This is a genomic window from Aliarcobacter lanthieri, from assembly GCF_013201625.1.
GTDB classification, from domain to species: Bacteria; Campylobacterota; Campylobacteria; order Campylobacterales; family Arcobacteraceae; genus Aliarcobacter; species Aliarcobacter lanthieri.
In genome coordinates this window covers 1,395,171-1,421,102 of the sequence record NZ_CP053839.1, presented here as the reverse complement: position 1 = coordinate 1,421,102, position 25,932 = coordinate 1,395,171, and the positions used below count along the sequence as shown (strand labels likewise).

Sequence of the window (25,932 nt, the reverse complement as noted above, 5' to 3'; positions counted from 1 at the left end):
AATTAAGTTATTATTGTTATAAAGGATAGATTAAAATGTTTATTGAAACAAAAAGTAAATTCAGTGATATATTTGAAGACAAATTATCTTTCGATGAAATAAGAGATTATTTTTTAGCTCTTTGTGAAAGAGGAGAAACTGCTTCAGAACTTGCAGGAGCTGCAAGTGCAATGAGAGATTATGTAATTCCTCTTCCTATTTCACATGATTTACAAAAAAAATCAATAGATGTTGTTGGAACAGGTGGAGATAAAAGTTATAGTTTCAATATTTCTAGTACAGTTTCTATCCTTCTAGCAGCAGCAGGTTGTTATGTGGCAAAACATGGTAATAGAAGTGTTACAAGTAAAAGTGGAAGTGCTGATATGTTGGAATCTTTGGGAGTAAACTTAAATCTAAGTTTAGAAGATACTGCTAAAATGCTTGAAGATACTGGATTTGCATTTATGTTTGCAGCTAACCATCACCCTGCTATGAGATTTATAACTCCTGTTAGAAAGTCAATACCTCATAGAACAATTATGAATATTATTGGTCCTTTATGTAATCCTGCTGGTGTTGAAAAACAAGTAATAGGTGTATTTCATAAAGATTATATCAATAGAATTGCAACTGCTTTAGATTTATTAGAATGTAGAAGAGCTATAGTTGTAGCATCAAATGATGGAATGGATGAAATATCTGTTTCAGATATTACTTATGCAACATTGTTATTAAATGGTAAAATAGAAGAATTAGAGATAAATCCAGAAAATTATGGAATAAAGTTAAGTCATAAAGATGATATTGTTGGGGCTGGACCAGAAGTTAATGCTCAAATTACAAGAGATATTTTAAATGGTACTTTAAGTGGACCAAAAAGAGATATTGTTTTACTTAACTCTGCAGCAGCTTTAATTGTAGATGAAAAAGCTAGAGATTTTCAAGATGGAATACAAATATCTAAAGAGATTATAGATAGTAAAAAAGCAAAAGAAAAATTAGAGCAAATTATTAAAATTTCACAAAAGATGAGTTGTTAAAGAGGTTAAAATCTTGAAAAAAGAGTTTTTATTAAGCTTAAACGAAGTTAGTACATTAGTTAGTATTTTAAAAGATATTTTAACTAGAAATTGTGTAGTGATTTTAAGAGGAGATTTAGCAAGTGGAAAAACAACTTTAGTTAAAAGTTTTGTTAAATCATTGGAGTTAGATGATTTAGTAACATCTCCAACTTTTTCTTTACAAGCTATATATTCAGATAAAATATTTCATTATGATCTATATAATAAAAGTTTAGATGAATTTATAAGCTTAGGAATGCTAGAAGAATTTGAGAAAAATGGAATTCACTTTGTAGAGTGGGGTGATGAAAAGCTTGAAAAACTTTTAAAAGACTATGGCTATGAAGTTATGGTTATAAATATTTTTAAAGAAAATAATAAAAGGTTGTATAAAATAGATGCATAAATTAGAAATTGTTGATATTAAAAAAAGTATTAAAAAAACAGAGATTTTACATGGTATTTCACTTGAAGTAAATAGTGGTGAGATAGTTGGACTTTTAGGACCAAATGGAGCAGGTAAAACAACTACATTTTATACAGTTTGTGGTCTTGTAAAACCTAGTAGTGGAACAGTATTTTTTGATAAAGAAGATATTACAAAATTACCACTTCATAAAAGAGCACTAAAAGGAATAGGTTATTTACCACAAGAGTCTTCTATTTTTAAAGATTTAAGTGTTGAAGATAATTTATTATTAGCTGCTGAGATTATATTTGATGATGAAGATGAACAAAAAAGAAGAGTTGAAGAACTTCTTGAACTATTTAATATTGAGCCAATAAGACAAAGAAAAGGTATTTCACTTTCTGGTGGAGAAAGAAGAAGAACAGAAATCGCAAGAGCATTGGTTTCTAAACCAAAATTTTTACTTTTAGATGAACCATTTGCAGGAGTTGATCCAATAGCTGTAAAAGATATTCAAGAAATCATTCATCAATTAACAAAAATAAATATTGGGGTTTTAATAACAGACCATAATGTTAGAGAAACACTACAAATATGTGATAGAGCTTATGTTATGAAATCTGGGAGCTTATTAAGTAGTGGGACTTCAGAAGAGATAAAAAATGATCCAAAAGTAAAAGAACATTACTTAGGAGAGGATTTTAGTTTTTAAAAAAGAAAGATTAAAATCTTTCTTCTTATTTAAATAATTTTAAAGCTCTATCTAAATCTTCTTTTGTATCTATCCCAAATGATTTTGATTCAACTTTTACCATAGAAATTTTAAAACCATTGTCGATTGCTCTTAATTGTTCTAATTTCTCTATATCTTCTAATTTTGAAGAGTTTAAACTACAAAACTTATTTAAAGATTTTTTTGTAAACCCATATATTCCTAAATGTCCAAAATAATTAGAATTTTCTTTGTGATCCCTATGATATGGAATTTTTGCTCTTGAAAAATATATAGCATTTCCTAGTTCATTTAGTATAACTTTTACTAAATTTGGATCGTCAGCTGCTTCACTATTAATCTCTTTATAGCAAGAAGTTATTAAAATGTCATCTTGGTCTTTTATATCTTTTACTTTTTGCATCACACTTTTTACAACACTTTCTTCAATAAATGGCTCATCTGCTTGAACATTTATGATTATTTCATCATCACTTAAATTTAATCTATTTACAGCTTCATTTATTCTATCTGTCCCACTATTATGTTCAATTGACGTCATAACTGCATCAAAGCCATATTTATAAGCTAAATCAATCACTTTGTGACTATCTGTTGCTATTACTACTTTATCTAGAGAACTTACTTGTTTAGCAGTTTTTATAACCATTGGAAGACCTAAAATATCTACTAAAATTTTATTTTCAAATCGGCTTGAATTTAACCTTGCGGGTATTATTATCATATTTTATCCTTATGTTTAAAATATCTATTATATTACAAACTCTATAAATTTATAAAAAGATATTAAAATATTATACACAAGTAAAAAAACTAATGAATGCAAATAAACTACTTGCTATTATAAATGTTTCACTCATTCAAAATCTCCTATATATTTTTAACAAATGATGTTTTATTTTTTGTTATTTTATGAATATTATCAAAAAAGAATCAAAACAGCAAAAAAGATTACATTTTGTAATATTTATAAGAATATATTTAAAATTATAAAAAATATTATGAATAAATATTTAAGATTTTTTATATAAATCCACTTTTAAAAAGATTTATTATATTATAAATCAATCAAACTAATATTGAAAGAAGAGTTATGAAAAGAAGTATTACGGTTATAGATACATTTGGGTTTTTATTTAGAAGTTATTTTGCTTTACCTCCATTACGCTCAAATGATGGTGCTCCTACTGGACTTTTGACTGGATTTATAAATTTTATTGCTAGTATAGGTAAAGATTTTAAAACAGATTATATAGTTTTTGCATTAGATGCAAAAGGAGATACTTTTAGAAATGAATTATTTGAAAACTATAAAGCACAACGTCCTGATGTTCCTGAAGATTTATTAACTCAACTTCCTATTGCAGTATCTTGGGTAGAAAAAATGGGATTTAAAATAGCTATAAGAACTGGCTATGAAGCTGATGATATGGTTGCTAGTATTGCAAAGGATGCAAAAGAAAAAGGTTTAGAAGTAAGAATAGTATCTCATGATAAAGATTTATATCAATTAATAGATGACCAAAATAGTGTATATCTTTTTGATCCAACAAAAAAACAGATAATAAATGAATCAAAATGTATAGAAAAATATGGAGTTACACCAAAGCAGTTTACAGATTATCAATCTTTAGTAGGTGATACAGCAGATAATATACCTGGAGTTAAAGGTGTTGGAGCAAAAACAGCACAAAGTTTAATAGAACAATTTGGTAGTCTTGAAAGTATATATAATAATATAGAGAATATTGATAGAAAAAGAACAAAAGAACTTTTACTTGAAAGTAAAGATAATGCTTTTTTATCAAAAAAACTTGTAACTTTAAGAGATGATTGTCAATTTATATCAAATTTAGATGAGTTTATTTTACCTCTAGAAAACCCAATCCTTAAAATTTCTGATGAATTAATAAAATATGATATGACAAAAGTTTTAGAAAGAGTAAATAAAAATGGTCTTAGTTATAAAACTCAAATGCCAGTACCAAAAAAAATAGAATCTGAAAAAGTTGAATATATACTACTTGACAATGAAAATGATTTAAGTTTAGCTATAAATAAAATACCAAGAGATAGTTATATTGCATTTGATACAGAAACAACTAACCTTGATACAACTAAAGCAAAAATTGTAGGGTTTTCGTTTTGCTATGAAGAGAATAAAGCATATTATGTACCAATAGGGCATAATTATTTAGGAGTTGGAAATCAAATATCTCTAGAAGTTGCTAAAAAAACTATTGAGATTCTAAGTAGATATAAGTTGATTTTCCAAAACTTTAAATATGATTGGCAAATAATAAAAAATAATTTTAATTTAGATTTAAAATTATATGCTGATACTATGATTTTATCTTGGTTATTAAACACTAATGAAAAAGTGGGGATAGACTTTCAAGTTGAAAAATATTTTAAGCATAAAATGATAGCCTTTAGTGAAGTAGTAAAAAAAGGTGAAGATTTTTCAAGTATTGAGTTAAATAAAGCTTGTGAGTATGCAGCTGAAGATGCTTTATGGACTTTAAAACTTTTTAATAAACAACTTGAACTTTTTAAAGAAAGAAAAGAGGAAGAACTTTTAAATATAGGCTTTGAGTTAGAGTTTAATTTTATTTATGTTTTGGCTTCAATGGAACAACAAGGTATAAAAATAGATATTGAACTATTACAGAAATATAAAGATATAAGTTCACAATATTTAAGTGAATTAACTTCAAAAATACATGAAGCTGTTGAAGAAATTTTTAATATAAACTCTCCTAAACAATTAGGTGTTATCTTATTTGAAAAGTTAGGACTTGATAGTTCTAAAAAGACAAAAACTGGATATAGTACAGATGAATCAGTTTTGGAGAGTTTAAAAGATAAGCACCTAGTTATTCCAATGTTACTTAAATATAGAGAAGCTTTTAAACTTCACTCAACTTATATTGAGCCTTTATTAGAATTAGCTTTAAAAGATAAACATAATAGGATATTTACTTCATTTTTACATACGGGTACAACAACAGGAAGACTTAGTTCAAAAAATCCCAATTTACAAAATATACCTGTAGGAATACAAAGTAATATACAAATAAGAAAAGCTTTTATTGCTGAAGATGGATATAAACTTGTAGGAGTTGATTACTCTCAAATTGAACTTAGATTACTTGCACACTTTTCACAAGATGATGCTTTAGTTGATGCATTTAAACAAGATTTAGATATTCACTACCAAACAGCAGTTAAAATTTTTGGAGAGAGTAAGGCAAAAAATAAAAGATCAATTGCAAAAACAATTAATTTTGGTTTACTCTATGGAATGGGTAGTAAAAAATTAGCAGATACATTAAATATTACAACAAAAGAGGCAAAAATATATATAGATTCATATTTTGAAGCATTTAAAAGTGTAAAAGATTATTTTAAATCTATTGAAGATGGTGTAAAAGAAAAAGGTTATGTAAAGACCTTATTAAATAGAAAAAGACTTTTTGATTTTCAAGGAGCTAGTCCTATGCTACAAGCGGCATATTTACGAGAAGCTGTAAATACACTTTTTCAAGGTAGTGCAGCAGATTTAATAAAATTAGCCATGATAAAAATACATTTAAAATATAAAGATAATAAAAATGTAAAAATGCTTTTACAAATCCATGATGAACTTATATTTGAAATAAAAGATGAATTTGTAGATGAAATAACTAAAGATATAAAAAATATTATGGAGAATATTTTTATTTTAAATATTCCTCTTAAAGTTTCAGTCGCAGTTGGAAATTCTTGGCAAGATTTGAAATAGCTTAATCAAGGCATTATTTATTTAAGTATATAATGATGTAATTTTTTTAAAGGATATATATGACTAAAGAGATGATTATGACAAAACTTTTTGAATTTTCTGCTCCAACTTACTATAAGTGGAAGAAACAAGATAAAAGAAAGATAATTGATCTTATAGAGTATGCTTTTACTGATGAAGAGTTAATAGAATTTTTAAATACTGGAAAAATAGGGCGTATTGATGATATGGGAAGCCAAGATTATCTTTTAGACTTATCATTAAAATTTTATAAACTTCTTCGTCATATTACAAATTATAAAGTTGCTAAAAAGCTTTTAGTTTTATTAGAAGAGAGTTTTGAAAAAAATTCAAATAAAGTAATAATAGAAAAAATTGCAGAAGATATTTATAGTGAAGAAGAATTTTATACTTCTATGAAATTAGCTATTTTAAATCTTATTCAAAAACAAGAACCTCTTGTTTTAGAGTATATTTGTAAAAATAGATTAAAACTAGAGAGTGAGTTTAGTAAAAAAGGCTCAAGATTATTAAAAAAGACAGATTTTTTAATTCCTAGTATTGCATAAACTATGATATCTTTTACAGATAATGAACTTTTAAATCTTCTAAAAGATGATTTACCATATCTTGATTTAACTACTTCTTTACAAGAAAAAAATAATATAAAAGCAAAACTTGATATTTTCACTAGAGAAGATATTGTAGTTTCTTGTAGTGAAGATTCTTGCCAAATAGCAAAACTTATGAATTGTGAAGTTATATACTATTTGCCTTCAAAAACTTTAGCTTCTAAAGGAGAACTAGTTTTAAGTTTTATTGGAACTTATGAAAATATCCATAAAATTTGGAGGACTACTCAACTTATTTTAGAATATAGTTCGAAAATATCTACGTATACGGCTAATATGAAAAGAAATATTGATGAGGTAAATCCTAATTGTCAGTTATTAACTACTAGAAAAACTTATCCTTTTGCTAAAAAGATTTGTATAAAATCTATTCTAAATGGTGGAGCAAATGTACATAGATTAAATCTTAGTGAAACAATATTGTTTTTTCCAAATCATAGAATAGTATATAATGATAATTTTGAATTTTATAATGAAATAAAAAACTTTAAAATAAAAATGCCAGAAAAAAAGATAGTAATTGAAAGTTCTAGTTTTGAAGATAGTAAAAATTTGTTAAAATTTGGTGTTGATGTTTTACAATTGGATAAAATGAATATTGAAGATATAAAAAAAGTAGTTGAATTAAGAGACCAAAGTTATAAAGATGTAAGAGTTATTTGTAGCGGAGGAATAAATATAAATAATGCTAAAGAATATGCATGTTTAGGAATAGATGCTATTGTAACAAGTGCTATGTATTCTTGTGGGATGGCTGATTTTGGAAGTAAAATATCTATTTGTGAATAATTAATTTAATAAAATCATAAAGGAATATTTATGAAAACTATTGCAATATCAGGTAGTAGTGGATTTGTAGGGCAAAGTTTAGTTGATTTTTTGTCTAAGCAAAATTATAAAATTTTAAATATAAAAAGAGATGATTTAAAAGATAATCAAAAACTTGATTTTATAGTAAATAGTTGTGATATTCTTATAAACTTAAATGGTGCAAATATTATAAATAGATGGAGTGATAGCTACAAAGAACTGCTTGTTTCTAGTAGAATTGATACTACAAAAAGATTAGTTAATAGTTTAAAGAGAGTAGATAAAAAACAAAGAACTTTTATTTCTACATCAGCAGTTGGGATTTATGATAATAAATCACTGTATGATGAAAATGGTTCTTTTTCAAATGATTTTTTATCAAAACTTTGTCAAAATTGGGAAAAAGAGGCACAAAAAGTAAAAGATGATTTTACTAAAGTAGCTATTCTTAGATTTGGTATAGTTTTAGGTAAAAATGGTGGAGCTTTTAAAAAGATGATATTACCTTTTAGACTAGGAGTGGGTGGAGTTATTGGAAGTGGTAAACAATCTTTTTCTTTTATTCATATAGAAGATTTACTCAGAGTTTATAAATTTATAATAGAAAAAAATATTGATGGAGTATTTAACTGTACAGCTCCAATCCCTACAACCAACTTTGAATATACTATAACTTTAGGAAAAGTTTTAAATAGACCTACAATTTTTCCAATACCAGAATTTATACTAAAATTAATATTTAGTGAAGGGGCTAAAGTTCTAACTGATGGACAAAGTACAATTCCAAAAGATTTATTAGATTTAGGTTTTGAATTTAAGTATAACAATATAGAAGAAACTTTAAAAAGCTTAGTGTAATGAAACAAATATTGTGGTTTAGAAGAGATTTAAGAATTATTGATAATGCAATATTATTTAATTCTCAAGATGAAGTTTTACCAATATTTATTTTTGATAAAAATATATTAGAAAAACTTCCAAAGAATGATAAAAGAGTTACTTTTATATATAAAAGTGTTTTAAAATTAAAATATGAATTACAAAAAATAGGGCTTGATTTAGCAATATTTTATGGAATCCCTGAAGATATTTTTAAAAGATTAAAAAAAGATGGTTTTGATGAGATTTTAACTTCAGTAGATTTTGATAGTTATGCAAAAAAAAGAGATGATAAAATTTCAAATATATTAACACTTAGACGATATACAGATTCTTTTTTAATTGATCCTAATGATGTACTAAAAATTGATAAAACTCCATATAAAGTATTTACTGCATTTTATAACTCTTTAAAATTTTTACATCAATCTAAACAAATAGAAGAAAGTAATTTATCTAATAATATAAAAAAAGTTAAATATGATTATAGTTTTATACCAACTTTGGAATATTTAGGATTTACAGAACAAAAACTACCAGATTTTTTATATAAAGATGCAGATGAATTAATAGATGAATTTTCAATAAGGCTTTGTAATTATCAAGAAAATAGGGATTACTTTTACTTAAATGCAGGTTCAAATATATCAGTTCATTTAAGATTTGGTCTTATATCTCCTAGAACATTATTTAATAAAATTAAAAAATTAAATGCTCCACAAAAAGAGATAGATTTTTATATAAGAGAGCTATTTTGGAGGGAATTTTATAATTATATTTTATACCATTTTCCAAAGAGTGAATTTGAGAATCTAAATATAATAAAAGTAAAGTGGAATGAAAATGAAGATGATTTTATAAAGTGGTGTGAAGGAAAAACAGGGGTTCCTATTGTAGATGCATCAATGAAATATCTAAATAAGACTGGGCTTATGCATAATCGTTTAAGAATGATAGTTTCTTCATATCTAACAAAAAATTTATTGATAGATTGGAGAAAAGGTGAAAAGTATTTTTCTTTCAAACTTTTAGACTATGAGTGTAGTTCAAATATTGGTTCTTGGCAATGGGCTGCTAGTACAGGAATTGATTCAGTTCCATATTTTAGAATTTTTAATCCTTATTTACAATCATTAAAATTTGATAAAGAAGCAGTTTTTATAAAAAGCGTTTTAAAAGAACTAGAAGATATTTGTCCTAAGGTTATACATACTGAAAATGGTGTACAAGAAAATATTTTTTTAAATTATCCTAAGCAACTTGTAGGGATTTCATATTCTAGGAGTAGAGCAATCTTAGAGTTTAAAAAAGCAAATAATTCTTAAGTAAATTACCTAAAAAGGTTTAGAGTTTTATCTCCAAACCTTTTTTTTCTTCAAGCCCAAGCATAATATTCATACATTGAATAGCTGCTCCACTGGCACCTTTACCTAAATTATCAAGTCTTGATATAACTACTAAATCAGTTTTATTGTCATAAACTGAAATTTCTAAAGAGTTTGTATTATTACATCTCATAGGATTTAAAAAACCATTTTCTAAGTATTCATCGGTATTTTCAATAACTTTTATAAAACTTTCATTGTTATAGTATTCTTGATAAACTCTTATTAATGCTTCTTTACTTAACTGTTTTCTTAATTTCTTTTTCTCAATATATGAAATTACTAACATTCCTTGTTTAAAATTACCAACACTAGGAGTAAATATAGGAGCTTTATTTATTTTTAAAACATATTTCATCTCTGGTAAATGTTTATGATTTAATCCTAAAGCATAAGGTCTTTGTCCTCCAAAAACTTCAAAACTTCCATTTTCATATTCATTTATCATTGAACTTCCTCCGCCACTAAATCCAGTAATTGAATGGCAGATAAGTTTATGGTTTTTACTTAATATTTTGTTTTTGAATAATGGTTTCATAGATACTATTAATCCACTTGCATGACATCCTGGAACACAAACTCTTTTTGAATATTTTATTTTATCTCTTTGTTTACTTGTAAGTTCTGGTATTCCATAAACCCAATCTGGATTTGTTCTGTGTGCTGTACTAGCATCAATTACTTTTACACTATCATTTTCTATTAAAGATACAGATTCTTTTGCAGCATCATCAGGAAGACACAAAAATACTAAATCAGCACTATTTAAAAGTTCTTTTCTTCTTTGTATATTTTTTTTATCTTTTTCTTCAATTGTTAAAAGTTCAATTTCATCTCTATTTTCTAACATTTGATGGATTTTTAGACCAGTTGTTCCATGTTGTCCATCAACAAATACTTTAAATTTCATTTTTTACCCCAAATATGAATATTATTTATATATATTTTATCAAAATATCACTTGTTTTGAACTTTTTATTTACTCCACCACATTCTAAGATATAGACCAAGCGTAGAAGTGTAGCCAACTTCACTAAATTTCTGATTTTGGTTTTCATCATATATAAATGTTGTTGGAAATGCTTTTATATTAAATTTCTTAGATAAAATACCTTCTTCATCATTTACAACTTTAAAACTAAGTAAGTTTTTTTCTAAATATTCTTTTATTTCTTCTGAACTACCTGATTGTGTTGCAATAGTTATAACTTCATAATCTTTTGATATTTTCTCAATATTTTGTTCTTCAAGTGAACAAATAGGACACCAAGTTGCCCAAAAATGGATTAAAAGTGGTTTATCATTTTTTACTACATAAATAGATTCATCAATTAATTTAAAATTTTGTATCTCTAATTTTTCTTTATTTAAATCTAAACTTTTATAATAGCTTACAACATTTAAAACTATAACAAATAAAATTAAATATTTAATGACTTTTTTAAACTTTTCTTTCATTTTTTACCTTTTGAGATTATATATCTATTTTAGAGAGAATTGATTTTACAAAAGGAGATTTTCCTTTTCCATATACTTCTTGATTAGTTATTCCTTGGTTTAAAATATCTAATTTTGTTTTTTCATATTCTTCTCTAGCTTTAGAATTTGAAAGCATATATTCTTTATATTTTACTTGTTTTTTATGTTCTTCTGAATTTTTTTCTATAACATGTAGATGAATAATATATTTATTATTTTTAAAAAAAACTATTCCATCTTTTCTTGGTCTCTCTTTTGGAAAAGGATTTTCACTAATTTGGTCTTGGAATCCCAAAGATTTTATATAATTTACAGCTCTATCTAGATTTTTATTTTGATATAAAATTGATAAATCAATAATTCCTTTTCCTCCAACCATAAATGAAGTTGAGCCAATATGAATAACTTCAAAATCTTTTGTAGATATAAAATCAATTAAATGTTTTGCAACTTCTAAATATCTTTTATTCCAGGGTTTAAAAGTAGCTTCGATTTTTTCATATTTTAGAATTTGCACTATTGATCCCTTTTTTAATTAAACAATTTTTTTTAAACTATTTCTTATTACTACTGGTACAAAAAACATAGAAACTATATAAGATATTAAAGTTCCACCAATAAGTGCAACTCCAAGCCCACCAAATACAGCGTCGTTTGCTATTAAGCTACTTGCAAAAACTAGAACTAAAACTGTTAAAATAATAGGTTTTGATCTAGTTGCTGCTGCTTTTGCTATTGCTTTATTTGGTCCTAAATTATTTTCAACTACAAGTTGCTTTGCAAAATCTATAATTAAAGTTGAGTTTCTTGAATTTATCCCAATAAGCCCAATAAAACCTATAAGGCTAGTTGCAGTTAGATAGAAAGTATCACTTGAAAATAAATCCATAATAATATGAGCAATAATAACTCCAATAATAGAAATAAAACTTGATAAAACTATAGCACCACTTATAGCAAAATTTTTATAATAAATTACCATAAGTAAGAAAATTAAAACTAAAGCTATAATAAATGCAGCTCCTAAATCTATAAAAGTGTCAATAGTAACTTTTAATTCTCCATCAAATACTAAATCAAACTTCTCATTTGTATTTTTATCTATAAAAGATAGGTTTAACATATTTGTTTTTCTTACTTCATAATCATTTGATAAAGAGTTTAACATATCATTTCTTGAGTTCAAAAGTGGATAAATTTGGCTATCTTTATTTGTTTCAGCTATTACATTTATTATTAAGTTCATATTTTTTGATGTTAAAGTTGGTTCTTTTAAACTCTCTTTGATATTTACAAGTTCAGAAATACTTATCATTTGTCCAATATTATTCATGATTTTTAGGCTATTTAATTTTACTTTTAATGCTTCTTTTGAATTATTTTCTAGGTTTTTTGAATTGTCAAGTCTTAAAAAAATAGGGATTTGACTTTGTGCATTTTTATCATTTATAACTCCTATTTGCATACCTTCAAAAGCTAAGTATAAAGTTGCTTTTAGATGTTCTAAATCAACTTGACTCATAATAGCTTTGTTACTTAAAATTTCTAAATTATAAGATACAAAATCCTTATCTGCAAAAATATCAATATCAACTAATGTAGTTTGTTTTTTGAAAATTTCAGCAATTTTTATAGCAAAATCTCTTCTTGAATTAAAACTATCTCCACCGTATATTTCAGCTACAAGTGAAGCTAGTACAGGAGGACCTGCTGGAAGCTCTATAAATTTTATAACTGCTTCATATTGTGAGCAGTTATTTTGTACATCTTCTCTTAAATGGCTTATTAAATTGTAGCTTGAAATATCTCTATCTTTAGCTTTTTTTATATTTATCATAAGTTCAGCTTGGCTTTGTTTGTCTTTTAAGGCACTTTGTTTTACAAGTCCTGCAAAATCAATAGGTTGACCTTGTGATAAAAATGCTGAGATATTTAAAATGTTTTCATCATCTTTTAAATTCTTTACTACACAATCTACAACTTCTTTTGTTTGATTTATACTTGAACCATCTTTTAAATCAATATATATAGAAAAGCTATCTGAATCTTTGCTTGGAAGCATTTTTGCTTTTACTATTTTTGTTGGAAATGTAAGAATAGATAAAATAAATAGTATAAGAGTTATTGAATATACTAATTTTACTTTTGTATTAGAGTTTAAAATATCTAAAATGATTTTTTCTAATTTCATTTATTATCTCCTAAAAACTTCTTTACTAAATATGGAGTAAAAGCATAAGCAATAAATAGTGAAACGGCTAGTGAAATAGGCACAAAAACTGGAAGAGGGTGCATAAATTCACCCATCATTCCACCAACAAAGAACATAGGTATAAACACCATAATTATAGCAATAGTTGCTATGTTTGTAGGGTTTCCTATCTCGTTTGTAGCATTGATTGCTAAAGTTTCTAAGTCTAAGTTTGGGTGTTCTTTTTTATGTCTATGAATATTTTCTATTACTATTATTGCAGCATCAACTAGCATTCCAAGTGATACAATCAAAGCAAATAAAGTGATACGATTTACTGTTTCTCCTAGTAAAAAACCAATAAATAAAGTTAAAGATAAAATCATAGGAACAGTAAGAGATACTATCATTGCTTCTTTAAATCCTAAAGTAAAGATTAATAAAATTGATATTATTACAATAGAAACCAATAAATCTTTAACCAAAGCATTTACAGCATTGTTTGCAGTGTATCCATCATCTCTTGTAATTGAATATTTTATATTTTTTTCTAGTAAATCATCTTTTAAAGTTTGCATATATGCAAAAATTTCTTCATTTATAGTTACAGAGTTTGCTCCTTTTAATTTTGAAGCAGTTATTGTTATTTGATTATTCTCTTCAAAGTTTTCATCTTTTGAATAGATATAGGCATCTTTTTTATTTTGTATTTCATAAGATTTTTCTATTTTTGCTATATCTTTTAGATAAACTGGAGTTTGGAAGTTATAGGAAATGATTAAATTTTCCAAATCTTTTACACTTTGAATTGCTTGTTGTATAGAAAATACCACAGCTTGATTATTTAATGTATCTGTATTTATATTTGGAGTATTAAAACTTAAAGCTTGAATTTGTTTCATAACTTGTGCTAAAGCTAAATTATAAGAACTTAGCTTATTTATATCAACTAAAATATTAAACTGTTCTTTTTTATCTCCTTTTAAATCAACCATTGCTACATTTTTTATTTTATTTATCTCTTTTGAAATACGGCTTACTTCATTAAAAAGTTCACTTTTTGAGACTAACTCTTTATTGTCTTTTTTTGCACTATAAAAAGCTATCGCAGCTATTGGAATACCTGTATCTATATCCATTGTTTTTATTATTGGTTGCATTGCATTTTTTGGCATTAAATCCATATTTCTCATAACTTGGTCATAAAGTTTTAAGTTTGATTTTTCTTTATCTTCTCCAATAAAAAACTGTACTTGTACAATCCCTACACTATCTTTTGCAAAAGAGTAGATATGTTCAACACCTTTTATCTCTTTTATCTTTTTTTCTAGTGGTTCTATAATTACTTTTTGAATTTCACTAGCTTTTGCATCTGGAAGAGCTACGATTACAACACCACCACTAACTTTTATTTGTGGGTTTTCCTCTTTTGGCATAATTAAAAGTGAAAAATATCCTAAGATTAAAATAAAAGTTCCTAAAATAAAAGTTAAAGGGTGATTTATAAAAACTTTTGCTATTTTTCCTGCGATATTTAGTTTTTTTTCCATATTATTTATCCAAATTTATAGATATTTTTGCATACATATTTGGGTATATTTGAAAATCTTTTTTGTCAAAAGAGATTTTTATAGAAAAAGAGTGAGTATTTGAAGCAATATTTGGAAAAATAGCAACTATTTTACCTTTTGCTTTAAACTCTTGCGAAGGTATCTCAATATTCACTTCTTGATTTATTTTTATATTTTTTAGGTTTGATTCAGCAATATTTGATTTTATTATCAAATCATCTAAATCTGTTAAAATTAAATGAGGCATTCCTGGCATTGCCATTTCACCTTCTTTGATTGATTTTTTGATAACTAAAGCATTGTTTGTAGCTTTTACTTTTAAATAATTAAAGTTTGCATTTAATTCACTTAATTTTGCTTTTGCTGTTATTAAATTGAGTTCTAGCTGTTCATACTCGAACTTTGAAACTAAATCTTGATTGAGTAAATCTTTATATCTTTTTAGATTTAACTCAAGATTTTGTACTTGATTTTTTAAAATATCACTATTATGAATAATATCTGTTGGGTCAATTTCATATAGTAATTGTCCTTTATTTACGCTATCACCTTCATTTACATATATTTTTGTAATGTACCCCATCATTTTACTTGATATAACTTTTTCATTTTGTGATTGTACAATTCCATCAAGTTCTAAAGAGTTAGCAAATAGATTTGTAGCTAATATAAAAAGAGTTAATAATTTTTTCATTGGTTATCCTTTTTCAAATTTTCTCCTAAAACTAGGTTTATTTTTGCTAAAGCTAATGAGTTTTCATAGATTGCTTCTAAAAGCATAGTTTGACTTTGTTCAAAGTTTGTTTGTTGATTTATCAAAGTTGTCATAGATATTAGTCTATTTTTATATTGAAGTTTTGCTTGATTTAAAACTTCATTTGCTAACTCTTTTGCTTCTAGTTTTTCTTTTAAAACTGCTTGTTTTGTTTTATATTCTAAAATAGCTTTTTCAAGTTCTAGTTTTATACCATCTTTTAATTTTTCAAAATCAAGTTTTGCTTTTAATGCTTCAAGTCTTGCTTTTTCGATTAAAGTAATTCTTGAACCATCAAAAATAGTTAAACTAATTCCTAAAAGTGCCATATAGTAGTCTTTGTCTTTTGAAGTAGTAAATCTATCGTCATTTACTCCATACTCTAAATGTGTGAAAACTTGTGGATAGTATGCACTTTTTTGTGCAGATATATTTTTCTCGTTTGCTTTTATAGAGATATTTTGTAAACTTACTTCATCTCTTTTTTCTAAGGCCTTTTTATATAAATCTTCTTGACTTTCTAAAGTAAAATATATATTTTCAATCTCTGCTACATCACTTATATTATCATTTGAAGTTAAAAATCTTAAATATGCTAAGGCTAAATTAAAATTATTTTGTGCTTGAATTAGTTTAGAGTTTACATTTAACATATATACCTTTGCTTCATTTACATCTATTTTTGTAACAAATCCATTTTTATGAAACTCTATTGCACCATTGTGAATAAACTCTATACTTTTTTTTGCACTTTGCATAGTTTTTATAAAATCTTTTGCTAAAACTGCACTATTGTAAGCTTTTAAAACTTCAAATTCTAAATTCTTTTTATCAAGATTATATAAAACTTCATTTGCTTTTTCTTGAAGTTTTGATATATCTTTGTAGCTTTCTAATTTAAAACCAGTAAAAAGTGGTAAATCATAACTTATATAAGTATTTATACTAGTAATGGGTTCTGGTTTATTTAGATCTTTTGGAACTGTATCTATTCCATCATTCATTTGAATAAATCCAAAATCTCTAAAAGTTGCTTCTCTACTTGATAATTTTCCCATAAAAACATATCCAGCATGGTTTGTACGGCTAATATCTGAATTTAAAGATAGTTTTCCATAGTTTAAGGCATCTATATTTTTACTATCTTCTTTTGCTATTTGTATATTTAGCTCTTGTTTTTTTAAATCTTTACTATTTTCTAAAGCTTGATTCAAAGTTTCATCAAAACTTATAGTTTGTGAAAGTAATATAGTTTGAAAACATAAAGTTAGATATAATTTCTTCATATAAAATCCTACCTCTATTTAGTTGAAGGATTATATCTAAAAAAAAATATTTTTCAAATAGAATTATAAATAAATATTATATATTATAAATAAATATTTTTTATATTATAAGTTTGTTTTATTAAGTATCTTGATATTTATTTTTTATTTCTAATATTCTATCAAGATTTTGAAAGAATATATCAACTAGCTTAGGATCAAAATGTTTTCCTTTTTGTTCTTTTAAATGTTCAAGTACTTTATCTAGTTCCCAAGCTTTTTTGTAACATCTATCACTTCCTATAGCATCAAAAACATCTGCTAATGCAGTAATTCTACCAAAGATTGGAATATCTTCACCTTTTAAATTATTTGGATAACCAGTTCCATCATATTTTTCATGATGAGTTAAAGCAATTTGAGCAGCAGTTTTAAATAAAGGTCTTTCTGATACATGCAACATTTCATACCCTTTTAAAGTATGTGTTTTCATAATTTCAAACTCATCAAAAGTTAATTTTCCTGGTTTATTTAAAATACTATCAGGAATTGCAATTTTACCAATATCATGCATAGGGCTTGCCATTTCAAGCATCATAGTATCTTCTTTACTTAATCCGTAAGCTTTGGCTAAAACACTTGAATATTTAGCAACTCTTTTTACATGTTCACCAGTTTCTTTTGATCTAAATTCTGCAATACTTCCTAAAGTGAATATAATCTCTCTTTGAATCTCTTCTATCTCTTTATTTGCTGTTATATCTTCTCTTACAGCAAAATACCCTATATGTTTTCCATTTTCATCATATTCTGGTTCTAAATCAGCAATAACCCAGTAATATGAACCATCTTTTCTAAGATTTTTTATTTCAGCAGTTACATTATTTTTATTTTTTAAATTTTCCCACATATTTTGAAATAACTCTTTTGGCATATCAGGATGTCTTACAATATTATGAGGTTTTCCTATTAATTCACTTTTTGAATATCCACTAATTTTACAAAAAGCACTACTTGCATGAGTAATAACTCCTTTTAAATCTGTTTTAGAAAAAATTACATTTTTATCATATATTGTTAGAAGAGATTTTAATTTCTTTTGTTGAGAATTTATTTTATCGGTTTTAGCAATTACTTCCTCTCTTAATTTTTTTGCATATGATGTTTTAACAAAATATAAAAAAGTAAGAGTATATATTATCATAAATACAACAATTGTATTTAAGTATTGATTCCTAAATTTTGATAATTCTAATAAATCTAAATTCTTTTTATCAAAGAACATTAAAAATAGTGCTAGGTTATTTCCATCAACACTTTTTATTTCAAGATTACTAACTAAATATTTATCAAAAGTTGTATAGTTACCAATATTTACAAAATTAGAAATATCAGTGTTTTCAAGTAAATTTATAATATCTTTTGAAGCATTTAGATTTGCAATATAATTTTTACCTAAAAACATTTGTGTAAAAGGTTCTTTTAATATTTTACTTCTTTCTTCTGTTAATAAAAATAGAGGTTCAATTTTTTTCTCTTTTAAAGCACTTGCTACAGAATTGAATTTTGAAATAAGTTCAATAAAACCTAAAAACTCATCTCCATCATAAATAGGTTGTATACTTCTAAATGTTAAGTCAAATAGTCCAGAACTAACTGCTTGACTTGGCTTTGGATCTTTAAATAATTCTCTTAAATCATCTCTGAATTCTAGTAAAGAATCATCTTTCTTATCACTCCAACTTCTATATCTACTATAACCATCTTTTGAAATTAAATGTAGCCAAAGATTTTTATAATCTCCATTTTTATGTAGAAAATTCATAACATTATCATAGTTTATTTTGTCATTATTTTTTAGAGCATTTATTATTTTTGAATCTTGGCTTATTAAATATGCAAATATTTTTGTTTTTTCTTGTTTCTTTTTTACTTCATCTAAAAATAGTTCTCTCATCATTCTACTTTTTTCTAAGTAAATATCATTTGTTATATCATATGTATTTGGTAAGTAATAAAAAAAGTAAGAGGAACAGAGTAAACCAATAAAGATAATACTAAAGTATAAAAATTTTTTCATATATAAAACCTAGACTATAAACATCATTTAAAGGATTGTGCTAAGTTTCCGATAATTAACAGCCAACCATCAACAACTATAAAAAATATTATTTTTATGGGTAGTGAGATCATAACAGGAGGTAACATCATCATACCCAAACTCATTAATATTGATGCAACTATTATATCAATAATTAAAAATGGTAAGAATATTAAAAATCCTATCTCAAAAGCTGTTCTTAACTCACTTACAATAAATGCTGGAACTAATAAAGTTAAAGCTACATCATCAATATTTTTAGGATTAGGTTCTTTCTTTATTCTATAAAATAGTGCTAAATCAGATTCTCTTGTATTTTTTATCATAAAATCTTTAAAAGGTGCAACACCTTTTGTAAAAGCTTCTTGATAAGATATTTTTTCATCCATATATGGAACAATTGATTCATCCCATGCTTTTTTACCATAAGGTTCCATTATAAAAATAGTTAAAATTAGTGCTAATGAAATAATTATTTGTGTAGGAGGAGATTGTTGTAAACCTAATGCTTGACGTAAAAGAGCTAAAACAACTACAATTCTTGTAAATGATGTAACCATAAGCAATAATGATGGAGCAAGTACCATTAGAGCTAATATTATAGCTATATTGATTGTTTTTACAAATTGTACAGGTTCTTCTATTGCTGCAATAGATAAATTTACCATTGGTAAAGGATCTTGTGCTAAAGAAAAAACTGATAAAGAAAGTATGAAAAAAATTATTTTCAAATATGTATCCTAATTAAAATAGATGTAATTCTAACTAAAAATTTTTAAAGTAAAGTTATTCAAGTTCTGTTATATATCCTAATTCATAAAGTTTATCAAAGATTTTACTAGCAACGCCACCAGTAGCACTACCTCCACCACCTCCATGTTCTTGAACTATTGTAACAACATATTTTGGATTTTTGTATGGTCCATATGCTGTAATCCAAGCATGTGATCTTTGATAATACTCAAGTTCACTCTCTTTCATTCTTACTTTTTCAGATTGAGGAATAGATACAACTTGTGCTGTTCCTGTTTTTGATGCAATAGTTACTTTTGAAGTAGAGTACCTTCTAGCTGTCCCTGTTGGAGCATTTGAAACATCAAACATAGCTTTTTGCATTAACTCAACATACTCTTTTTTAAAATCTAATTCTTGTGGTTCTTCATAAGCTTCTTTTGTTAAATGTGGTTTAGGGAGTTTTCCAGATGCAAAAAAAGCAGTGTATCTAGCTATTTGTAAAGGTGTAGTAAGCATATTTCCTTGTCCAATAGAAGTAATTACTGTTTCACCTATATACCAAGGTTTTTTTAATCTATTTTCTTTCCATTCTTTATTTGGATTTATACCTATAAATTCATTGTCTAAATCTATTCCAGATTTTTGTCCAATCCCAAGTTTATCTAGAGTTTTAGATATTTTGTTGATACCTATTTTTAAACTACCTTTATAAAAAAAATCATCACAACTTTGTGCTATTGCACTTCTAAAATCTATATGACCATGTCCTATTGTTTTCCAACATCTAAAATTTCTATTTCCAATAGGAAGTGAACCAGTACAATCTACACTAAATTTTTCACTAATTCCATTTTCTAAAAATGATAATGCAACTCCCATTTTTATAACTGAACCAGGAGGATAAAGCCCATTTATAATCTTATTTGTAAATGGGTGATTAAAATCATTTCTCATCTCATTCCATTCAGCTTGAGAAATACCTCTTGCAAAAATATTACTATCATATTCAGGGAAAGAGCCAGCAGCAATTATTTCTCCATTATTTGCATCCATTACAACAATTGAACCACTTTTATCAATAAAAAGTTCTTGAAGATATTTTTGTAAATTTACATCAATTGTAATTCTTACATTATTATCATTTGATGGTTCTTTTTCATCTATTACTTCTATTTCTTTATTTAAAGCATTAACTTTTGTATCTTTATATCCAAGTGTTCCTTGTAATTTTTCATTATAGTATTTTTCAATACCACTTTTACCTACAATACCACTATATTTTGCTATATCATTGTTTATAATATCAAGTTTTGAAGCTCTTCCAACATACCCAATTATATGTGCAGCTAACTCTTTATGTGGATAATACCTTTTCGATGAAGATTCAATTTTTATATCTTCTTGAGTTGCTAAGAATGTATATTTAGAAAATATATCTTCATAAGGTACGTAATCTATTATCTTTATAAACTCATGATTATATGGTGAATCATTTCTAATATAATCTTTGATTAATTTTGCTTTTTCATACTGTGGAAATTGTTCAACTATAATATCAATAATGTTTTCTAATTTTTCTTGATTCTTTTTACCTCTCAAATGAGGTTTTATAAGTATAGAAAAACCCATTTGATTTAGTGCTAATGGTTCTCCGTTTCTATCTTCAATTACTCCTCTGGTAGGAGCTTTATAAGTCTTTTTAATATAATTGTTTTTTGATAATTCTTCATAATAAGTATTTGATTTAATACTTAAAAAATATACTCTTGAAAGTATCATCACACAAATAAGTGAAACAAAAATATAGATAATATTTAATCGCCAATTCATAAAAATATCCAAAATATAAGAAGATCTATTATTAAGTTTATTATAAGAATATATATAGATATGTTTTCAAAATGAAAAAACAAATACCATAATATAGCTAATCCTATATAAAAAAATATTATATATAAAAATCCATTTGTATGACTTTGTTCATATCTTGGAATAATAAATAAATACATAAAAAATGATAATAAAGACAGAGAAAATGGTTTTAATCCCATATTTAATTCAATTATTAAAAAAGCAATAATAACAAATCCAAAAGAGTAATAATATTTTTGTTTTAGAGTTCTATAAAAAGCTGTTGATAAAACTCCTGCAAATAAAATAACTAAAAAGTGAATTGATGCTAAAAAGTTTATGCTAACTGCAAAAACTAGTAAAAAGAATAGGAAGAAAGGATTATCTAAACTATTTCTTACCATATTGATTTCCTAAATATTAAATAGATCTCTTGGATCTATATGCGCTGAATCTTTTGTAACTTGAAAAGTTAAATTTGATGTTACTCTACCTACAACAGAACCTTTTTGTACCCATTTACCTACAACTAAATTTGGAGCAATATCATCTAAATGAGAATAAATAGTATGTAATCCTCCTTCATGCTGGATAATTACAACATTATCAAGCATTCCAGCATTTTTTTTCGCATATACAATTTTTCCATTTAGTACTGAAACAACTTTAGAATCTTTTTCATTTGATTGTAAAACTATTGATTCATTAAATAATTTTATTTTATATACTGGATCATAGTATGTTCCAAAGTTTTTTACAACTTTAAAAGATTTTAGTGGAGCTATTGTTTTAGGTCCTTTATATTTTGTTATTTTTATTCCATCTGTTGAAGAGCCTATTTTCTTCACATCTAAATCTAAATCTTTTGCAAATTTTTGATTTCTTACATTTGTAGTTTGTATTTCATCTTCTTGGCTAACTTTTTTATCTTCTTGAGCTTTTTTTATCTCTTGTTGTTTTAATATTTTCAAATCAGATAAAATATTATTTATTGATTCTTGTTGTTGAGCTACTTTTTTTAACTCTTCTTGATATAACTTATGCTCTTTTTCTAGATTTTGTAAAGAGCTTGCATGTTTTGTTTTTAAAGCTGTAAATTGTTCTTTTGTTTTTAACCTATCTTTTATATAAGTATTTAATTTACTTATTTCTTGTTGATTTGCCTTTGTATTTTCAGATATTTTATTATAATTCTCATTTAATTGTAAAACTTTTTGTTTAGAATTTGTTGATAAAAGATTAAAAATCTCATTGTCAATAAGTTCTTGTAAAGAGTTTATTGATGCTAGTTTTAAAGCCATTGATATAGAAAATTCTTCAACTATTGTATTTATAATTTCTTCTTCACTACTATTCTTTTCTTTTAATAAATCTTTAGATTTTGATTGAAGTTCATTTAGTTTTGATTGTGAAGACTCAAGAAGTTTTTGATGTTGTTCTATATCTTCATTTATTTTTACAATATCTGTTTCTAATTTTGATATATTATTATTTTGAGACTCGATTTTATCAGCTAACTCTTTTACTTTTAAAGTTGTATTTTCTTTTGTTTTTTTATTTGTATCTAAAATCTTTTGATTTTGTTGTATTTTTTTATCAATAGTAGATGAAAACAATAAAAAAGATGATAAAAATATTAAAAAAACTATTTTAATCATTGTTTATCTTATACTTTAAAAGAACTCCAAGAATTGTGAATATTGATATACAAAAAGATAGTATAAATATTTTAATTATCTCTTCAAAAATATTTATTTTGATATCAACAATATCTTGTAGCTCTAAAGGAAATAATAGATCTATATTATTAGAAATATATGCTAAAAAACCACTAGCTAGTAAAAAAGCTAGCAAAGAACTAATAAGTGCATATTTTAAAACTGATGAAGCACTATAAAGGATAGAAGCTCCATGAAGCTTAAGTATTGAAATTTTTATATGGTGCTCATGAAACCAAAGTTTTATCTGTTTTGCAATTATGATTATTGCAAAAATTGTTATAATAAAAAATAGTATAAAAGAGACACTATTTAAAATTAGTAGTAGTAAATATACTTGATTATGGTTTTTATAAAAAACTTCTACATTTTTTATATCTTTATTTGAAAGTAGTGTTTTTTTGATAACTTCCAAATCTGTACTTGTCGGAAAAATCTCTAAATAAACTTGATAAAAATATGGTAGCTTTTGTTTTAACAATTCTATTGAATTTGATGACAAATTTGATTTTATATTTTCAATTATTTTATCATTTGGTAATAGTTGAATATTTTCAACTTTTATTCCAGCTAATTCATTTAAAGAATCTTTATTTAAAGGATTTGTAGAAACTACAACAATAGAATAATCTCTTGATATTTTAGTTTTATAATTATCTACTATATTATCTATTATTAAAAATATACAAAATGTTATTAACATTGATAATAGAGGGATTAAAAATGCAAAAATGGCTTTAAGAGACTTCATATATTATCCCATCTTCTATTGATAATTGTCTAAAGTTTATTCCTAAATTTTTTGGAACTCTATGTGTTACTACAACAACTGTAATTCCAAGTTGTTCATTAGCACCTTTTAATAAGTTCCATACTACATCAGCACTAAAGTCATCTAAGTTTCCAGTTGGTTCATCTGCAATTATTATTTTTGGATTATGAGCTAAAGCACGTGCTACTGCAACTCTTTGTTGCTCTCCTCCACTTAGTTGATTTGGATAATATCCTTTTCTATGAGATAGTTTTACATGTTTTAATAAATTATCTGCTTGAAGTTTTGAAACTTCTTCTGAATAGTTATTTATTCTAAGAGGAATCATAATATTTTCTTCAATTGTAAACTCATTTATAAGTTTATAATCTTGAAATATTACTCCAATATCTTTTCTTAGTAGCCTTAAATTTTTACCTTTTATTCCAAAAACTTCTTGTCCAGCTATTTTTAAACTTCCATGTTTTATTGCAATATCACCATAAAAAGATTTTAGTAAAGTTGATTTTCCACTTCCAGAAGTTCCTCCAATAAATACAAATTCTTTTGGTTTTATACTAAAACTACCTCTTTTAATAATATATTTATTATTATCATAAGTCAAATACAAATCTTTTGCAGTAATCATCTAGACAAAATCTCTTTTAATTTTTTATGAGCTTGTATATTTGAACTTGTTGGTAAAGGATCACCTTGATAATATGATATTTTTCCATCTTTTATTAAAAGATATTTTGTTACAGGTCTATCAAAATTCCCCATTGTAACTTTTATTAAACCAGAGTTTAATTCATCAATTATTGTATAAAATTCTTCGATATGAACAAAAAAACTTTTTAGTATAATTGCTTTAAATGGAATATTATTTAAAAATCTATCAAATGATATATCAAATTCAAAGCTAAAATCATAATTTAAGTCTATCTTTTTATCTTCTTTTTGTGAAGTTAAAATTACATCATATATATTTTTACCTTGTTTTTTCCATCTATCTTCATATTTACTTGAAACTTCTAAATCTTTATTTATATCTATACTGATATTTGCTTTATTTAAATTTGTAAGTAGTTCTAAAGAAAAATCAAAGTATTTTCTGCTATCAGTTCTAAGCTCTAAAGTTCCACCCACTTTTAATACTCTTAATGCTTCATAAATAAACTCATTTGAATATATTCTTCTATGTGGTTTTTTATCCCATGGAACTGGAAAATGAACAAATATTTTTCCAACTTGATTTGATTCAATAAACTCCATAAAAAGTCTTGCATCATAATTTACAACTAAAACATTTGTTATATTTTGTAATTCCAGTTGTCTTAAAAGCTGTTCAATAGATGGATAATGTATTTCAAGTCCAATAAATTGAATATTTGGATTGTTTTTTGCTTGATATAAAAGATGTCTTCCACTTCCAAATCCTATTTCAATTTGAATTTCATTAGAAGTTTTGAATTCATCTACGAAGTAGTTTATATCTTTTAAATATTTATGTTCTTGCTCTTTTTTTTGTTTTAGGTTATTTGTATTTGAAAATATAGTTTCTGCATTATTAATACTTACATAACTATTTAAAGCATCTTTTATGAGTGTAACAGGTGAAATTCTAGTAGTTTTATCAGACTTTATTAATAAGTCTTTATCTTTATCTTTTATTGTAAGTAAAAATTCTTTATCCTCATTTTTTACAGCAACTTTATATTCTAATTTTCTATTTTGTTCTTCACCATGATATGAAATTGCTGTAAACAGAAATTCTATCTTCTCCTGTTTAATAGGAGTTTTAAGTAATTTATCTCTTTTAAAAACTATATGAGGCATTA

General features: G+C 25.1%; 24 protein-coding genes. 8 read left to right on the top strand and 16 right to left on the bottom strand.

The features are described from left to right. Window positions 1–35 precede the first annotated feature (35 nt). Genes trpD through lptB form a run of 3 tightly spaced genes read left to right on the top strand, consistent with a single transcriptional unit; the run spans window position 36 to window position 2,164 of the window. Window positions 36–1,022 carry an anthranilate phosphoribosyltransferase gene (gene trpD / locus ALANTH_RS07145; RefSeq protein WP_026807892.1) on the top strand — a complete coding sequence of 329 codons (987 nt, stop codon included), beginning with the start codon at window positions 36–38 and terminating at the stop codon, window positions 1,020–1,022. Between the two features lie 13 nt (window positions 1,023–1,035). After that, the gene (tsaE, locus tag ALANTH_RS07140; protein ID WP_026804529.1) at window positions 1,036–1,449 is read left to right on the top strand and encodes a tRNA (adenosine(37)-N6)-threonylcarbamoyltransferase complex ATPase subunit type 1 TsaE; all 414 of its coding nucleotides are present in this window, start codon (window positions 1,036–1,038) and stop codon (window positions 1,447–1,449) included. Further along, on the top strand, window positions 1,442–2,164 hold the full coding sequence (gene lptB, locus ALANTH_RS07135) for an LPS export ABC transporter ATP-binding protein (RefSeq protein WP_026804528.1): 723 nt from the start codon (window positions 1,442–1,444) through the stop codon (window positions 2,162–2,164). Before tsaE ends, lptB begins: the two co-directional genes overlap by 8 nt. 25 nt (window positions 2,165–2,189) lie before the next feature. Here the strand turns inward: lptB and kdsB are convergent, their stop codons facing one another. After that, a complete protein-coding gene (gene kdsB / locus ALANTH_RS07130) occupies window positions 2,190–2,909 on the bottom strand; it encodes a 3-deoxy-manno-octulosonate cytidylyltransferase (RefSeq protein WP_026807891.1) in 720 nt (239 codons plus the stop codon). A 369-nt stretch (window positions 2,910–3,278) separates the two neighbouring features. Between kdsB and polA the strand changes: the two genes are divergently transcribed. From polA to ALANTH_RS07105, 5 genes are read left to right on the top strand one after another with little or no spacing between them, the layout of a single operon-like run. Continuing rightward, window positions 3,279–5,969 (top strand): DNA polymerase I, encoded by a 2,691-nt coding sequence (gene polA / locus ALANTH_RS07125; protein WP_026807890.1) that lies wholly within the window; start codon window positions 3,279–3,281, stop codon window positions 5,967–5,969. 59 nt (window positions 5,970–6,028) lie between these two features. Further along, window positions 6,029–6,538 carry a hypothetical protein gene (locus tag ALANTH_RS07120; RefSeq protein WP_026807889.1) on the top strand — a complete coding sequence of 170 codons (510 nt, stop codon included), beginning with the start codon at window positions 6,029–6,031 and terminating at the stop codon, window positions 6,536–6,538. A gap of 3 nt (window positions 6,539–6,541) precedes the next feature. Further along, window positions 6,542–7,390 (top strand): ModD protein, encoded by an 849-nt coding sequence (gene modD / locus ALANTH_RS07115; RefSeq protein WP_026807888.1) that lies wholly within the window; start codon window positions 6,542–6,544, stop codon window positions 7,388–7,390. 30 nt (window positions 7,391–7,420) lie between these two features. Beyond that, entirely contained in the window at window positions 7,421–8,269 is an 849-nt protein-coding gene (locus tag ALANTH_RS07110) for a TIGR01777 family oxidoreductase (protein WP_026807887.1), read from the top strand. After that, a complete protein-coding gene (locus ALANTH_RS07105) occupies window positions 8,269–9,615 on the top strand; it encodes a cryptochrome/photolyase family protein (protein ID WP_026807886.1) in 1,347 nt (448 codons plus the stop codon). Before ALANTH_RS07110 ends, ALANTH_RS07105 begins: the two co-directional genes overlap by 1 nt. Window positions 9,616–9,634: 19 nt before the next feature. Here the strand turns inward: ALANTH_RS07105 and argC are convergent, their stop codons facing one another. The 15 genes from argC to trmB all read right to left on the bottom strand — a co-directional run bounded on the left by argC (window position 9,635) and on the right by trmB (window position 25,930). After that, window positions 9,635–10,585, bottom strand: coding sequence for an N-acetyl-gamma-glutamyl-phosphate reductase (gene argC / locus ALANTH_RS07100; protein WP_026804521.1), 951 nt, complete (start codon window positions 10,583–10,585; stop codon window positions 9,635–9,637). Between the two features lie 65 nt (window positions 10,586–10,650). Next, complete coding sequence (locus tag ALANTH_RS07095) at window positions 10,651–11,133, bottom strand: redoxin domain-containing protein (protein ID WP_026807885.1); 483 nt, start codon at window positions 11,131–11,133, stop codon at window positions 10,651–10,653. A gap of 16 nt (window positions 11,134–11,149) precedes the next feature. Beyond that, window positions 11,150–11,671 carry a GrpB family protein gene (locus ALANTH_RS07090; protein ID WP_026807884.1) on the bottom strand — a complete coding sequence of 174 codons (522 nt, stop codon included), beginning with the start codon at window positions 11,669–11,671 and terminating at the stop codon, window positions 11,150–11,152. An 18-nt stretch (window positions 11,672–11,689) separates the two neighbouring features. Beyond that, window positions 11,690–13,345 carry an efflux RND transporter permease subunit gene (locus ALANTH_RS11495; protein WP_026807883.1) on the bottom strand — a complete coding sequence of 552 codons (1,656 nt, stop codon included), beginning with the start codon at window positions 13,343–13,345 and terminating at the stop codon, window positions 11,690–11,692. Continuing rightward, window positions 13,342–14,895 carry an efflux RND transporter permease subunit gene (locus ALANTH_RS11490; protein WP_029888341.1) on the bottom strand — a complete coding sequence of 518 codons (1,554 nt, stop codon included), beginning with the start codon at window positions 14,893–14,895 and terminating at the stop codon, window positions 13,342–13,344. The genes ALANTH_RS11495 and ALANTH_RS11490 overlap by 4 nt, the downstream gene beginning before the upstream one ends. A 1-nt stretch (window position 14,896) precedes the next feature. Then, window positions 14,897–15,610: an efflux RND transporter periplasmic adaptor subunit gene (locus ALANTH_RS07075; protein WP_026807881.1), complete on the bottom strand. Its 714-nt coding sequence runs from the start codon at window positions 15,608–15,610 to the stop codon at window positions 14,897–14,899. After that, window positions 15,607–16,956, bottom strand: coding sequence for a TolC family protein (locus ALANTH_RS07070; protein WP_026807880.1), 1,350 nt, complete (start codon window positions 16,954–16,956; stop codon window positions 15,607–15,609). The genes ALANTH_RS07075 and ALANTH_RS07070 overlap by 4 nt, the downstream gene beginning before the upstream one ends. 121 nt (window positions 16,957–17,077) lie before the next feature. Next, window positions 17,078–19,015: an HD domain-containing phosphohydrolase gene (locus ALANTH_RS07065; protein ID WP_026807879.1), complete on the bottom strand. Its 1,938-nt coding sequence runs from the start codon at window positions 19,013–19,015 to the stop codon at window positions 17,078–17,080. A gap of 23 nt (window positions 19,016–19,038) precedes the next feature. After that, window positions 19,039–19,767, bottom strand: coding sequence for a flagellar type III secretion system pore protein FliP (gene fliP / locus ALANTH_RS07060; RefSeq protein ID WP_026804513.1), 729 nt, complete (start codon window positions 19,765–19,767; stop codon window positions 19,039–19,041). 55 nt (window positions 19,768–19,822) lie between these two features. Next, the gene (mrdA, locus tag ALANTH_RS07055; protein ID WP_026807878.1) at window positions 19,823–21,601 is read right to left on the bottom strand and encodes a penicillin-binding protein 2; all 1,779 of its coding nucleotides are present in this window, start codon (window positions 21,599–21,601) and stop codon (window positions 19,823–19,825) included. After that, window positions 21,598–22,026 (bottom strand): hypothetical protein, encoded by a 429-nt coding sequence (locus ALANTH_RS07050; RefSeq protein ID WP_026807877.1) that lies wholly within the window; start codon window positions 22,024–22,026, stop codon window positions 21,598–21,600. Before ALANTH_RS07050 ends, mrdA begins: the two co-directional genes overlap by 4 nt. 9 nt (window positions 22,027–22,035) lie before the next feature. Continuing rightward, window positions 22,036–23,280 carry a murein hydrolase activator EnvC family protein gene (locus ALANTH_RS07045; RefSeq protein ID WP_026807876.1) on the bottom strand — a complete coding sequence of 415 codons (1,245 nt, stop codon included), beginning with the start codon at window positions 23,278–23,280 and terminating at the stop codon, window positions 22,036–22,038. Beyond that, window positions 23,273–24,091 (bottom strand): FtsX-like permease family protein, encoded by an 819-nt coding sequence (locus tag ALANTH_RS07040; RefSeq protein ID WP_026804509.1) that lies wholly within the window; start codon window positions 24,089–24,091, stop codon window positions 23,273–23,275. Before ALANTH_RS07040 ends, ALANTH_RS07045 begins: the two co-directional genes overlap by 8 nt. Next, window positions 24,078–24,740 carry a cell division ATP-binding protein FtsE gene (locus ALANTH_RS07035; protein WP_026804508.1) on the bottom strand — a complete coding sequence of 221 codons (663 nt, stop codon included), beginning with the start codon at window positions 24,738–24,740 and terminating at the stop codon, window positions 24,078–24,080. The genes ALANTH_RS07040 and ALANTH_RS07035 overlap by 14 nt, the downstream gene beginning before the upstream one ends. Continuing rightward, a complete protein-coding gene (gene trmB / locus ALANTH_RS07030; protein ID WP_026807875.1) occupies window positions 24,737–25,930 on the bottom strand; it encodes a tRNA (guanosine(46)-N7)-methyltransferase TrmB in 1,194 nt (397 codons plus the stop codon). The genes ALANTH_RS07035 and trmB overlap by 4 nt, the downstream gene beginning before the upstream one ends. Window positions 25,931–25,932 lie beyond the last annotated feature (2 nt).